This is a genomic window from Photorhabdus namnaonensis (assembly GCF_001684335.1).
Classification (GTDB): domain Bacteria; phylum Pseudomonadota; class Gammaproteobacteria; order Enterobacterales; family Enterobacteriaceae; genus Photorhabdus; species Photorhabdus namnaonensis.
Map to the genome: position 1 here is coordinate 316638 of NZ_LOIC01000018.1, position 13933 is coordinate 330570.

Genomic DNA, 13933 nt, shown 5'->3' on the forward strand with positions numbered 1-13933 from the left:
GCCGGCAGAAGTCCAAGGGAGCAACGGCTCTATGACAGTACAGCCATCTTCTATTGTTCGTGACAGATTTTTATTATCCAGTCCCATGCGACGATAAGCCCCTTTGAACAGCTCCGTCGGGATGAGGAGAGCCAGCTTTCCGTCGCAGGTGGCGCCCGTCACCAGAATAGTTGTTGCCAAGGTTGCAGCAATAAGTTGCCCGGTTGTGTGAACAACTTGTAGAAGCCGGTTAATGATGATGGTCAAGGCACCAGTGAGCGCTAAAGCGCCAGCAAATGCAAATGCACAAAATCAGTATCGGTGGCAAAATCAGCAATAAATTGAAGTGATACAGGCTTTCAATAGATTGCACAATTTCTGCGACTTTTTCCGGTGTTGCCACGTTACCTGTTAAGCTTGTATGTCCAGCATAAAATAAACAATAGCGGCTAAAACAAAGCCGGGAATAGTGGTATACATTAAATGCATTATTGAATATCTATCTATTTTAATGTAATTTTTTATTATAGAAGAATTAAGTATAATGTTTAAATAGGACTAGTTACTTAATCATATCCTTAAATTTCTGGTTTTTTAAGATAAACAAGTATATTCCATACGAGTTTCACTTACTTTATCTTTAAAAATTTTTTGACACTTGGCAATGGACCATAAGCAAGACTATAAAGCGATACACAAGTCACATTTTTACACTTCATGAAACCGGTTACATGAACAGCAAACTCATCTCACATTCCATTTGAAACAAATTCGTTATTCTTACTTCTGACTATAAGGGAATTCCCTATAGAACAAATAACTATTCTTGCTAATAGATGACGGGTATATATCTGCTAGGTTAAGACCACCTAACAATATATTGACAGAGAAAGAGTGGATGGTGATTTTTTTATTTTTACAAGGTATTAGCAATGAAGACATTGCTAATGAAATGAACATTTCATATCGTACCTTGGAAAGGTATTTTAAAAGTATCCATGCGAAATTATCAATTGGAAAAATTATTTAATTGAAGCTTTTTTGCGAAAAAAAATGATTACGATCTTTATATTCCACCAAAATACCTTAAATCTATGAACTATTTCCTGCTATATTGAAGGGGATACTTCTGTTCTAGCTTTTCTGTCACTTAATCAAGGGGGATGATTTAAGTGACAGAGAGACATGACTTTCAGTAGATTAGTGACATGGATCACCTTCTTAGCCAGATCTAAGGATTTCATCGTTGGTATATTTGTCGGTATATTGAAAATCCTATCATGTTCATACTCCCAATCACTCTTATTCTATTGTTAAACCGTTCACTCAATATTATTCAGATAAGCCCAACTCACATTATTCACTTGAAATAAGGTATACAAATCCTTTCATGATAATTTGAATAAATTGAATAAATTGAGATATGATTATTCTTCATATTTATTTTACATAACTGCTAAGGAAAGATTATGGCCACAATGAAAGACGTAGCCCATAAAGCTGGAGTATCCGTGGCCACTGTAAGTCGTGTTATTAATAATACCGCTTACGTTGAACCGGGCACTCGTGAGCGTGTAGATAAAGCTATGCGTGAATTCAACTACCATCGTAATTCTGCCGCGCTTGCATTAGCGAAAAGGTGCGGGAATATGTTGGGTTTACTTACCGGTAATTTGGCTGATCCTTTTTTTTCGCTTTTGGCTCGCGGGGTTGAAACAATCGCCCGGAAGAAAGAAATAAAATTGATGGTTTGTAGTGGAGGACATCAAGCTGAACTCGAGAAATCCTCCTTAGATTTTTTAATCAACCAAGGATGCGAAGCAATAGTAGCGCATGTCAGTAGAATGAGTGACATAGATGTATTACGTTATGCAGCTCATACACCAGGATTGGTGATTATCAATCGGTATTTTCCTGCTATCGCCAATCGGTGTATCTGGTTAGATAATGTCAGCGCTTCTCAGACTGCTACCAACTATCTTCTTCAAAACGGCCATCGAAAAATTGCTTGTGTGACGGCAGATCTACCGATCGATGATAGAAGGCTTCGCCTGGAAGGGTATCAGGCTGCAATGGCTAATGCGGGTATCACAGTACCTGGCAATTGGGTTATTAGTGTGCCATTCAACGAAAAAGGTGGGGAATTGGCAGCAGAAAAGCTCTTAGAGAGCGGTATCGGCTTTACCGCAGCAGTAACATTTAATGATGTCATGGCTGCCGGTATGATGCGATCCTTACATCAACGGAAAATTAAATTACCGGAACAACTGTCGATTGTTGGGTTTGATGATATTGTGCCGGCCCGATATCTTTATCCCTCCTTAACTACTGTACACAACCCAATAGAAAAAATGGCTCAACGGGCGGCTAATCTGGCATTGAACCTCAGTGCCAAAAAAGAAATAACTCCACAGATGAATATGTTCTCAGCCGAACTCGTTATCAGAGATTCTGTTTTTTTAATTGAGTAAGTAATAAACGTAAAAGCGATATACAGATTACATTTCACAACTCATGAAACAAATTACATAAACAAGTAATCTCTGTCACATCTCGTTCGAAATAAATTCATTATTCTGTTTCAACAACCACCTGAAAATGGAGTTTTAATATGGATGATAAGAAGAAACTTAATTTGGGACTTGCTATGTTACCAATCGCAGCAATGCTCTTATTGTTAATTATTGGATATGGTCAACTGAATTTACGCATCGAATCCCTATTGCTGATATCAGCAGGAATAACAGCAGCCTTGGCATATTGGCAGGGTTATCGCTGGAATGACATTATCGATGCTATTGTGGCAAAGCTATCTAAAGCGATGCCAGTAATCATGATACTAATTGCTGCTTTCTTTATCACGAGTGTTATCTCAGTTTGTACCAATACGTCATGGGGGTCAGCCGGAACAGTTGATGTCGCTCTGATGGGAGTCGCCGCTGGCCTTGATGTATCTTTGGCGGCAACGGCGGGCGCGGTTGTTTCAGGCGCGTATTTCGGTGATAAAATTTCACCGTTATCTGACTCAACTAACTTCGCCCCCATTGTTGCCGATACTGATCTCTACAGTCATGTTCAGCATTTTATGTCAAATATCGCTCCGCAACTCATTAACATATGGGGAAAAAGTCATAAACCGTGGAACGTAAAAAATAGTACTCCGTACTTTATTTACGGTAATTCAGCAACAAAAGAATTTACTCATAATATTGAGAAATTATTTGATTGCAGAAAGCCTTATAATCATGCAATTCCTTAGAATGAATCTGAACGTGTAAGATAATCAATTAACCAATAAATGTACTTTTGAACTAACAGATTGCCAGGTATTACTATATAACCCGTTATTTTGAATATGATAAAAAACACTTCAGTCGGCCATAATACATAAAACTAGAAAATTCTTATGAAAAAAGTCAATTTTATTGCTATATCCCAGAAAACACCAGAGAATCCCATAGTAGAATGTTTCTTTAATCTTCAAATTATCAAGGAGTTTTTATGAAGAACTATACGATATCACCTCAGATTATCAATACAATGGAAATAAGTAACGAACCTTGGGGAGTAAAAGATAGTTCTTCATGTTTTATTTATGGTAATAAAGCGTTAAGTTCTATCAAAAATTTCTCACAATCATTTGATTACAGTGGGCTTTATGATCATGAACTCCCTTGGGATGGCGCTGAATTTGCAAAGGAATATATTCATCACGATCAAGAAGTAATGGAAAAAGGGAAAAAAATATGCTCACTTGAAACACATCTATTTGGTAAAGAGAAAATTCTATCATCTTATTTCTGTGAAAAAATGCCTTTTTATCATGAAGATGGAAGTTGTATAGGCGTTATATATCATTGTTGGAAGGCGAAGGACTATTCATTAATTAGTCTGTATCAATATCATAATAAACTTCCCTCATCCATTTTACTTCAACCACCGACAGATCTTTTTACTGAACGTGAATGGGATATTATTTTCCTTTTCTTACAGAAATGCACGAAAAAACAGATTGAAACAATATTGAATCTCGGTTCCAGTGTAATTGAAAACCATATAAACAAGATATATCATAAAATAAACATTAACTCCATTCTTCAATTAGAAGAATATTGTCGAGTCAATAATCTTTATCACTATATACCTGAGAAATTTTTATTAACTTAAAGGGCTTCTTCTGCGGATGCAGTTAGCCTTATGGCACGCGTCACTGATCATGCCTGGGGTAAAATAGAATTTTATTAAAACCTCAGGCATATTCAATATAACAAAAAACACCTGTTTCATTACCACAAATAAATTTCAAATTAAAAATCCATCATTTAAAAACCTATCGAATCAATATCTATTAATTAAAACAAAAAATAACTTATCTTATTTAACTAAATTATTTCAATCAATATTTTCACTATATTAAATACGTTCATTTCATTCATGTTGATTGATAATAAAACTCAACATTAAATATATAAAAACATTAAGTTAAATTAAATATAAACCCTATTTTCATCTCTAACAAAAAGATATTAGAAAATTCTTTCATCTAATACCATTAGCAAGAAAACAAGAATTTTCAATGACCATTACAGATAGGAATTATAGAGCAAACTCCTATTTAATCAATAAGATACCCAATGAATATGGGTATCTTATTGGTAATTTTAAACGAGTTCTGTCATCACTAATTTCGCTATCTCGAAATAGATAATCAGTCCTGTACCATCAATAAACGTGGCAATAAAAGGCGCTGATACAACAGCCGGATCAATAGAAAGCCTTTTCAATACCATTGGAATAATGGAAGAAACAATGGCACTCCAGAGGGTGATTGCAATGATGGCCAAACTAACAGCAATAGTTACTTCAATGCCGACACCCAATATCCAGGCACGGATAAGCGCGGCAAAACCTATCGTTACCGCAACTAAAAATGAAGCGGAAATCTCTTTACGTAACACAGCCCCTAAATTGCGCAAACTCACTTCCCCCAGTGCCATTGCTCTGACCAAGGTTGAAGTAATTTGTGTCCCGCTGTTGCCCCCCGTTCCTATTAATAACGGGATAAAAAACGCTAAAGAAATTACCGCTTCCAATTGATCTTCAAATGCTTTAAGCACTGCACCGGTATAAGCTTCCGCGACAAATAGCAATAATAACCACCCGACACGCTTACGCCATAATGTTATTGGGCTGGTACTCAGATAAGGCTGCTCCAGAGGTAAAGTCGCCCCCTGCAAATGAGCATCCAACGTATTTTCATCTTCAATCAACTCAGCAATATCCTGCGGCCGTAACACCCCAACTAATTTGCCAAAATGAATGACCGGAACACTATCCATGCCACTGTGATTTATCAAATTATAAACATCATGACGCGGCTGCTCCGGTGATACGGAAAAATAGCTTTGCCTCATAATATCTGACACAAATAAATCATCAGCTACAGTTAATAGCACTTTTACCGGTAATATGCCATTGAGATAGCCTTCATCATCAATGACATATAAATAAGTTGGGATCTGTTCACCCTCAAGCTGATTAATCAAATTACTCTTTACCGACAACACAGAATCAGCAACAGATACAGAGATGAAACATTGGCTCATATATGCGCTGACAGTTGTCTCTTCATTTTTCAATTGGTGTTTCCGCTGCTGATCAGCGTTTGTTTCATTAATAGAATGATTAGCAATCGCTAACGCATCCATTTTTTCATGGGATATGGTCTTCATGTGTTGGTCCCTATTACTGTTGTGAACTTCAAACAGCACTCACATAGGGGCGAAACCAGATGAGAGAATATAACAGCTATCTCTACGTCTCAGTTTTAGCACTATACAACGTATCCTGAATTATCAGAAAGTTACATGGGGATATACCTTGGTTCGATATATCCTGTCCTAATCTTGGGCGTCTCTCGACGTCGTGAGATCAGCAACCTGTGTTTGTATAGGAGCCTCGCCTAACGAGATACTGCACTTAGAATGCGGCGCATATTATAAGCAATAGTCGTAATAATTCAAACTTGAAAATTGTTTTGTTTAATTTCCATTTAAGTTATTGATAATAATAAAAAAATGGCATAGATTTCCACCTTATTGCCGTTTAATGCGAATAATCCTATGAAGGAATTACTCATTTTCTGATCTCTTAGCTTCAATTTTTTCAACTTCAGCAATCAATTGGTCAGCGGTTTTACCATCCAGCAATTTATAGAACTTTTGTTTCGATTCCTTCATGTCACCATTAGTACCTGATTTAACCAAATCATTAAAATCGATACTATTAAACATAGCTGATTGAATTGATTCATCAAACTTCGATTTTTTATCATCAGGTAACGTATCTCTTACTTTCTCAATGGATACTTTCAACGAGATTTCATTAGACGCATCAATTTTAGGTTGGCTATCACAACCAACTAATACAAATCCTAACAAACAAATTACTAACAATTTTTTCATATTCATCCCCCAACAGAATATTAAACAAGGGAATAATAACAGAAGCAGAAATAATTAGCCAAATCGATAAAGAATAGTAATAAGATGAAATTTCCTATCATGCTATTCCAGAATGGTTATCCTTGTGATTGGCAATGATAATGCCAAAATATAATCATTTATTATTTCTTCAACAGCATAAAAAACGATTTTTTGCCTGCTAAATCTATCAAACGACTAAAATACTCGACCAATCGACAACATGACAGTCCCAGATACAGCCGCAGTAATTGCCGATATTCAGATCAATAATGTAACTGGAATCATCACAATCTACCAGAAGACTTGGCAAATTTAGTCTGCTGTTTTTGCCAACCACCACCATAACTTTCCACCAAATGAGAATTACTTTCAACTCAGGAATGCCACTCAACTCATTGTTATTATTTAAAAATAGTAAAAAAAATAAAAATATTATTTACCAAAGTCACTAAAACCATTTGATTAATGTAAATTGTTATCATTATCATTTTAAGATGAGTATAAATAGATGTGGGCCCAATTTGTCAAATTATGCGGTTCAATCAAGAGCGTTCTTTATTCAAAGGAGAAATAATGGCAATCATCCACCGCACTACAAAATATTTTCTGACTGCCATATTGATGTTACTGTCTGTTTTTGCACAAGCAAAAGAAATTACAGTCAAAGACGTTGCTGGCCGGAAGGTCAAAGTTAACTCGCCGGTCAATCGGGTTATGCTAGCTAACAGCCGAGTATTGATTGCACTGAATATTCTTCATCCTGATAATCCGCTTAAAAGTATTGTTGCCTGGGATAATGCATTGGAAATTAAATCTCCAGATTTAGCAATTGCTTATGAAAAAGACTTCCCGCAATTGCGTGATATTCCGGTATTCCCTAATCCTTATCAAAGTGATTTTAGCGTCGAAAAAGCGCTGACTTATAAACCCGATCTGGTTATTTTTGATATTGGTCTTCAAACTAAGCTCAATGATAGTAGAACCATAATTCTACTAGAAAAAGCGGGCATTCCGGTTATTTTTATCGATTTCAGTCAATATCCGCTAACAAATACGATTCCAAGTATGGTTTTACTTGGGAAAGTATTTAGTGAAGAAGAAAATGCACAAAAATTTATTGAGTTTTATCAAGAGAGGATGAAAATTATTAACCAACGCGTCGGCACGTTAGGTAAAGAACAGCGTCCTCCGGTGTTTATCGAACGCCACGCAGGTATGTTGGGTGTTGAACATTGCTGTAAAACTTTCGGAAATGGCAATTTTGGCGAATTTGTTACGGCCGCCGGAGGTGATAACCTCGGTGCTCGCTGGTTTTCAAGTATGGATGGTGAGGTAAACGAAGAACAATTAATCGTCAGTAACCCTGAGTTTTATCTGATGACCGCCGCAGATTGGGATAAAGTCCACCCCGGAAGCTTCTCTGTGCCATTAGGCTACACCGGCAATCTAAAACAGTCACAGGAAAGACTGAAAAAATTACTGACACGTCCCACATTAAGCGTATTAAGAGCATTTCGTGAAAAACAAGTAATAGCACTGTACCACCAATATTACGATACGCCGTTTAACATCATTGCTGTTGAAATCATTGCTAAATTTTTGCATCCGAAGTTATTTGAAGATATCGATCCACAAGCTGATAGCCTATATCTGCATAAAACCTTTACTACTCTTGACGGTAACGGGATATTCTGGGTTACAGCAAAATAATATTTCTTTTCAATCCGTTGGAATACGCCAACGGATACTTAGTTTCACCATTCATTTATAATTTCCGTTGGTTAATATACCTAATATTTTATATAACGTGCTAATAGACATCTATTATTTTGTGCTCTACTATAGTTGATGCTGAAAAAATATAAAACATGACAAGATAAATTCAGTTAAGTAATAAATATAAAGTAAAAATATATTCACATAATGGAACTATATAAAACCTGCTAATTAAGCAACTATTCCAATAGAAATGATCAACACAAGGCCATTATTATCAATAAATTATATGCACAGCCAAAGTACAGAAATCAAGCTATATACATGATATACAGGGAATCATTCGCTCTTTACTAACAAGAATGGAAAATAAAATAACCTAATGAGATAGATTCTGGATGTAACTATTCTTAAACCAAAGTACTCGGAGTATATTAATGAAACGATTACATGATATTGAGAAAGAGATGTTGCCCGTTGAATCCTACAAAATGCTTATTGGTGGGCAATGGGTAGATAGTGTATCCAAAGCAACAACCAAAAGTTATAACCCGGCGACAGGAGAATTACTGGCTGAATATGTATCCGGTAATGCGGAAGATGTCGATCTTGCTGTCAGCGCCGCGAAAAAAGCTTTCCACGCCTGGAGTCAAACCTCCGCCATCGAAAGACAATCAGCTTTACTGAAAATTGCTGATTTACTAGAAGCAGAACAAGAACGTTTCGCCATCCTTGAATCACTGGATACCGGCAAACCATTAAATGAATCCCTGTATATGGATCTACCGGCCTCCATTGACCATTTCCGCTATTTCGCGGGTGTGATCCGTTCCCATACCGATGAAGCTTCAGTTCTGGATACCAATACACTCAGCCTAGTGATCCGTGAACCCATTGGTGTTGTCGGACAGGTGATTCCCTGGAATTTCCCACTACTGATGGCGGCATGGAAACTGGCTCCTGCTCTTGCAGCGGGCAATACCATTGTGATTAACCCGGCGACACTGACACCCATCACCTTACTTGAACTAGGTCGAATATTGGATAAAGTCCTGCCAGCCGGAGTGGTTAACATTGTTACAGGCCGCGGTTCAGTTGTTGGTCAAGCTATTCTGGATCACAAAGATGTCGAAAAAGTGGCATTCACTGGTTCCACCAGAGTAGGTTATACCGTAGCCGAAGCCGCAGCCAAAAAGCTGATCCCTGCAACACTAGAGCTTGGCGGTAAATCAGCCAATATTATCTTCCCTGACGCCAATATGAAAAAGGCGGTAAAATATGCGGCCAAAGCTATTTTGCTGAATCAAGGTCAAGCGTGTGAATCAGGTTCCCGGTTATTCTTGCATAAAGATATTCATGATGAATTCCTCAAATCCTTAAAAGTAGAATTCGAATCCATCCAGGTTGGTGACCCATTAGCAAAAGATACTCAAATGGGAAGCCAAGTCAGCCAGGAACAAATGGAAAAAATTCTTGGATATGTCGATATTGCGAAAAAAGAGGGCGCAACCATTCTCACGGGCGGCAAACGCATTACTGGGGAAAGTTATGATGATGGCTTCTTTATCCAGCCAACCATCATTACCAACGTCACTAATGATATGCGAGTCGCGCGCGAAGAGATTTTTGGCCCTGTATTGACCGTTATTCCATTCAATGAAGAAGAAGAGGTCATCGGAATGGCAAATGATTCTGATTATGGCCTGGCGGGTGCTGTCTGGACACAAGATATCGACCGTGCACTACGCGTCGCTAAAGCTGTCAGAACTGGCCGTATGTGGATTAATACTTACCATGAACTGCCCGCTCATGCGCCATTTGGCGGCTACAAAAAATCAGGTCTTGGCAGAGAAACACACAAAATGATGTTGGATTCTTACACCCTGATCAAAAACATCTATATCAAAACCAGTGAAGAATAATTTCAATCAGTGATTAGAAAAGCCTTCCGTTTGGAAGGCTTTTATTCAGATATTTGCTTTAATATCAACACTATCCGCATTCACATCTTTAATATGCTCTTTTGTCAGCCGATAAACAACTGGGCTCAACAATGCTAATGCAACCAGGTTCGGTATCGCCATCATCGCATTCAATGTATCTGCCAATAACCAGACAAAATCTAATGACTGAGTAGCACCTACCATTAAAGCAATAATCCATACCACACGAAAAGGCGTGATAGCTTTTTGCCCAAATAGATATTGAGTACATTTTTCACCGTAAAAACTCCAGCCAAGAATTGTGGTAAAGGCAAATATTACCAGAGCACCGGCGACAATATAGTTACCACCAGGAATCGCCATAGCGAAAGAAGTCGCTGTCAGTGTCGCACCTGTTTGACCGTTCAACCAACCACCAGTAATGATGATCGTTAAGCCTGTGATAGAACAAACAATAATAGTATCGATGAAAGTACCTAGCATAGCGATCAACCCCTGGCGAATCGGGTTTTGGGTTTTGGCTGTCGCATGAGCAATCGGCGCACTTCCCAATCCCGCTTCATTTGAGAAAATGCCACGAGCCACCCCAAAACGAATTGCCGCCCATACTGCCGCACCCGCGAAACCACCTTGTGCCGCAACAGGTGTAAACGCAGATTTAACAATCAGAACAAACGCGGCGGGAATCTCACTAAAATTCACCCCCAGAACAATAATCCCGGCGGCAAGATAGGCAACCGTCATAAATGGCACTAATTTACCCGCCACATCAGCAATACGTTTAATGCCCCCGATAAGTACCGCACCAACCAGAATCGCCAATCCTACGGCCGTTACCGTGGTGGAAACACCGAAGTTACTTTGCAGCACATCAGCAACAGAATTCGCCTGTACGGTATTACCGATACCGAAACAAGCAATGCTGCCAAATACCGCAAACAACGTCCCCAGCCAAGCCCATTTTTTGCCTAAACCGTTTTTGATGTAATACATGGGGCCGCCAACATAGTGACCGTTTTTGTCAACCTCACGGAAACGGACTGCCAGTACCGCCTCTGAATATTTGGTTGCCATGCCTACTAATGCGGTTATCCACATCCAAAACAGTGCACCTGGCCCACCCAATACAACCGCGGTAGCCACACCAGCGATATTACCTGTTCCAATGGTGGCGGAAAGCGCAGTCATCAGTGCGTTAAAGGGCGATATCTGCCCTTCTCCCCGCTGATGGTTACGCTCAAATAGTAATTTAAAACCCGTTCCCAATTTGCGTATAGGCAGAAAAGAGAGACGGAGCTGCATGAACAACCCAACCCCCAGAAGACCGACCATCATCGGTACTCCCAATACTACCCCGTTAATAGCACTCAGCCATTCTGTGATCAATCCCATATATTCCCTCGGATATTTCATAACAAAATAACAACATATGCGCAGCAACTTAATAAAGAATATTTACAGAAAATATGCGAGAAAAAATTTCATAAAAATGGAAAAAAATTTGATACTTGTGAGTGATATCACTCGATAGAATTTTAAGATTAGAATGTTCAAAAATTTATTATGCCTAATACATTAAAAAACATTTAGGTATAAATCGCCACTTTAATCAAAATAATTTAATAGAAAATCCAAATATTTAAATCAATTAAAGTAAAAACAACAGAACATTACTCTTTATATTCCGTTTTTTTATTAATTAATGAACTGATTAATATTATTTTTAAAAAGCAATTTTTTGAGAAACAACTCATTGAGTAAAAGTTATCAGCGCTTTTTCTGAAAATATCTTGCTCACTCTGCCTATCATGTTTTGCCTTTTAAACAAACCACCATTCTGGAATGGATTTATACATCAACCCAAAGAGCGACAGAAAATATATGTAATATTTTTCTATTATCATAAAACCATTAAATCTTTTTCGAACCGCTTCACAATAATTGAATAACCTCATTGTCTTATTGTTCCATTCAACTCATTTTATCCTCCTGGATTAATGAATGAGAGAGAACCTCATGGTGGAACAACAATATTTCATTGGTGTTGATGTTGGCTCCGCCAGTGTCCGTACTGCGGTTTTTGACCAACGCGGCAAACGGCATGCATTTTCTGCTCGCCCTATCCAACAATTTCACCCAAAAGCTGATTTTGTTGAACAATCTTCTACTGATATCTGGGCGCAAGTATGTGCAACAGTAAGAGAAGCTGTGGCACTAGCAAATATTAATCCTATTGATGTTAAATCAATCGGCTTTGATGCCACCTGTTCATTAGTCGCGGTAGCAACAGAAGGACGTCCTCTTTCTGTGGCTGAAAATGGCAATCCTGAACACGATATCATCATGTGGATGGATCATCGGGCAATAAAAGAAACCATCACGATAAATCAAACCAATGACCCCGCACTCTGCTATGTAGGTGGTGAAATCAGCCCTGAAATGGAACTACCGAAAATCCTATGGCTAAAAAACCACTTTCCTCAACGTTATCAGGATATCTGGCGTTTCTTTGATTTAGCTGATTTTTTGGTGTGGAAAGCAACTGCCGTTGATGTAGCCAGTATTTGCACGCTCACTTGTAAATGGAACTATTTAGCTCATCAAAAACAGTTCAGCGAAAAACTACTTTATGATGTGGGGTTAGAAGATTTAATAAATAAAGTTCCGTCTACCATCATTGAACTTGGCGAAAAAGCAGGTTATCTGACTGTTGAAATGGCTAAAGATTTTGGGCTGCACACAGGAGTCATCGTCGCCGGTGGTATTATTGACGCTCATGCCGGCGGATTGGCACTGGCTGGCGCCGATCCAGAGGGCAGTTTGGTCATTATCAGCGGCACTTCAAACTGCCATATGATTGTCAGTCCTCATCCTGTTATGGTTCCAGGGGTTTGGGGCCCCTATTTCGGCGCAATGCTACCCGATTATTGGCTCAACGAAGGTGGACAAAGCGCCGCCGGTGCATTAGTTGAGTGGTCAATTCGTCAACACCATAGCTGGCTGGAGCTAGAAACCAAAGCTGAGGAATCTGGTCATCATTACTACCAACTACTGAATGAAGCTGTCGCACAGTTAGAAAAGCAAGAAAAATACCCGACCGCACAACTTCATATTTTAGGTGACCATTACGGCAACCGCTCACCAAGGGCAAACCCTAATGCCAAAGGAATGGTCAGCGGGCTGACGCTGGCAGATAGCCGTGATGCTTTGGCCCGCCATTACTTGGCAACGCTGCAATCTATCGCTTATGGCACCCGCCATATTATTGATGCACTAATAGAAGCAGGGCATAAGATAAACAGGCTAGCGATGTGTGGTGGCGCAACTAAAAACCCACTATGGTTACGTGAATATGCCAATGCCACCGGGCGCGAAATCCATCTCACTCAGGAAGAGGATGCTGTCAATCTTGGTTCTGCTCTGCTTGGCGCCGTTGCTTGTGGTTCCTTTACGGACTTCGCCCAAGCGGCGAAATCGATGGTACGTGACGGCAACATTATCAAACCGGAAAAAGAGACATTTTCATTTCATCAAGCCAAATATCAGGTCTATCTGCAAATGTACCGGGACCAGCAGCGATATAACGAAATCATGCAAACCGGCAATTAACTTTTAATGATAAAAACAGATATAAATAACGTTTCATAATTCTGCTACACATGATCTTCTCCAACCCATTGTTATACATAGAATTATGGGCAGTATAAGATGTAGCGCTATTTTGGAATCTTATTTATAATAAAATATAATGATGAAAGGAATAAAAACTCATTAGATAAAATTTCTCCGGCCCCACAAGCCGGAGAAAGG

Annotated in this window: 9 protein-coding genes, 2 pseudogenes and 1 riboswitch; of the genes and pseudogenes, 7 read left to right on the plus strand and 4 right to left on the minus strand. The window is 38.8% G+C overall.

Features of this window, described 5'->3' with window-relative positions:
• A pseudogene (locus Phpb_RS24340) lies at nt 1-471 on the minus strand (Na+/H+ antiporter NhaC family protein); the annotation flags it as partial.
• Nucleotides 472-877: 406 nt separating this feature from the next.
• Here Phpb_RS24340 and Phpb_RS26520 point away from each other — a divergent pair.
• The 4 genes and pseudogenes from Phpb_RS26520 (at nt 878) to Phpb_RS03700 (ending at nt 4146) form a co-directional block, all read left to right on the plus strand.
• Nucleotides 878-1009, plus strand: coding sequence for a helix-turn-helix transcriptional regulator (locus Phpb_RS26520; RefSeq protein WP_240492392.1), 132 nt, complete (start codon nt 878-880; stop codon nt 1007-1009).
• A 439-nt stretch (nt 1010-1448) separates the two neighbouring features.
• Nucleotides 1449-2450: a LacI family DNA-binding transcriptional regulator gene (locus Phpb_RS03690; protein ID WP_065389212.1), complete on the plus strand. Its 1002-nt coding sequence runs from the start codon at nt 1449-1451 to the stop codon at nt 2448-2450.
• Nucleotides 2451-2590: 140 nt separating this feature from the next.
• Nucleotides 2591-3091 (plus strand): annotated as a pseudogene (locus Phpb_RS03695) (Na+/H+ antiporter NhaC family protein); the annotation flags it as partial.
• Between the two features lie 389 nt (nt 3092-3480).
• On the plus strand, nt 3481-4146 hold the full coding sequence (locus Phpb_RS03700; RefSeq protein ID WP_065389213.1) for a PAS domain-containing protein: 666 nt from the start codon (nt 3481-3483) through the stop codon (nt 4144-4146).
• 494 nt (nt 4147-4640) lie between these two features.
• On the opposite strand, the gene Phpb_RS03705 is transcribed toward Phpb_RS03700, so the two are convergent.
• Entirely contained in the window at nt 4641-5711 is a 1071-nt protein-coding gene (locus tag Phpb_RS03705) for a magnesium transporter (RefSeq protein ID WP_065389214.1), read from the minus strand.
• Between the two features lie 73 nt (nt 5712-5784).
• A riboswitch (M-box (ykoK) riboswitch) is annotated at nt 5785-5956 on the minus strand.
• 154 nt (nt 5957-6110) lie between these two features.
• Nucleotides 6111-6443, minus strand: coding sequence for a DUF6694 family lipoprotein (locus tag Phpb_RS03710; protein ID WP_065389215.1), 333 nt, complete (start codon nt 6441-6443; stop codon nt 6111-6113).
• A 594-nt stretch (nt 6444-7037) separates the two neighbouring features.
• On the opposite strand from Phpb_RS03710, the gene Phpb_RS03715 reads away from it, so the two are divergent.
• A complete protein-coding gene (locus tag Phpb_RS03715; RefSeq protein ID WP_065389216.1) occupies nt 7038-8174 on the plus strand; it encodes an ABC transporter substrate-binding protein in 1137 nt (378 codons plus the stop codon).
• A gap of 443 nt (nt 8175-8617) precedes the next feature.
• The gene (locus tag Phpb_RS03720; protein ID WP_065389217.1) at nt 8618-10102 is read left to right on the plus strand and encodes an aldehyde dehydrogenase family protein; all 1485 of its coding nucleotides are present in this window, start codon (nt 8618-8620) and stop codon (nt 10100-10102) included.
• 45 nt (nt 10103-10147) lie between these two features.
• Here the strand turns inward: Phpb_RS03720 and Phpb_RS03725 are convergent, their stop codons facing one another.
• Entirely contained in the window at nt 10148-11515 is a 1368-nt protein-coding gene (locus tag Phpb_RS03725) for an alanine/glycine:cation symporter family protein (RefSeq protein ID WP_065389218.1), read from the minus strand.
• A 627-nt stretch (nt 11516-12142) separates the two neighbouring features.
• On the opposite strand from Phpb_RS03725, the gene Phpb_RS03730 reads away from it, so the two are divergent.
• Nucleotides 12143-13732, plus strand: a complete 1590-nt coding sequence (locus Phpb_RS03730) for an FGGY-family carbohydrate kinase (RefSeq protein ID WP_065389361.1) — start codon at nt 12143-12145, stop codon at nt 13730-13732.
• The last annotated feature ends 201 nt before the right edge of the window (nt 13733-13933 follow it).

What these genes read in the sequence shown, in the direction of transcription:
- Phpb_RS03690 (WP_065389212.1), top strand. Translation starts at nt 1,449, where the DNA reads ATGGCCACAATGAAAGACGTAGCCCATAAAGCTGGAGTATCCGTGGCC.
- Phpb_RS03715 (WP_065389216.1), top strand. Translation starts at nt 7,038, where the DNA reads ATGGCAATCATCCACCGCACTACAAAATATTTTCTGACTGCCATATTG.
- Phpb_RS26520 (WP_240492392.1), top strand. Translation starts at nt 878, where the DNA reads ATGGTGATTTTTTTATTTTTACAAGGTATTAGCAATGAAGACATTGCT.
- Phpb_RS03705 (WP_065389214.1), bottom strand. Translation starts at nt 5,711, where the DNA reads ATGAAGACCATATCCCATGAAAAAATGGATGCGTTAGCGATTGCTAAT.
- Phpb_RS03725 (WP_065389218.1), bottom strand. Translation starts at nt 11,515, where the DNA reads ATGGGATTGATCACAGAATGGCTGAGTGCTATTAACGGGGTAGTATTG.
- Phpb_RS03700 (WP_065389213.1), top strand. Translation starts at nt 3,481, where the DNA reads ATGAAGAACTATACGATATCACCTCAGATTATCAATACAATGGAAATA.
- Phpb_RS03710 (WP_065389215.1), bottom strand. Translation starts at nt 6,443, where the DNA reads ATGAAAAAATTGTTAGTAATTTGTTTGTTAGGATTTGTATTAGTTGGT.
- Phpb_RS03720 (WP_065389217.1), top strand. Translation starts at nt 8,618, where the DNA reads ATGAAACGATTACATGATATTGAGAAAGAGATGTTGCCCGTTGAATCC.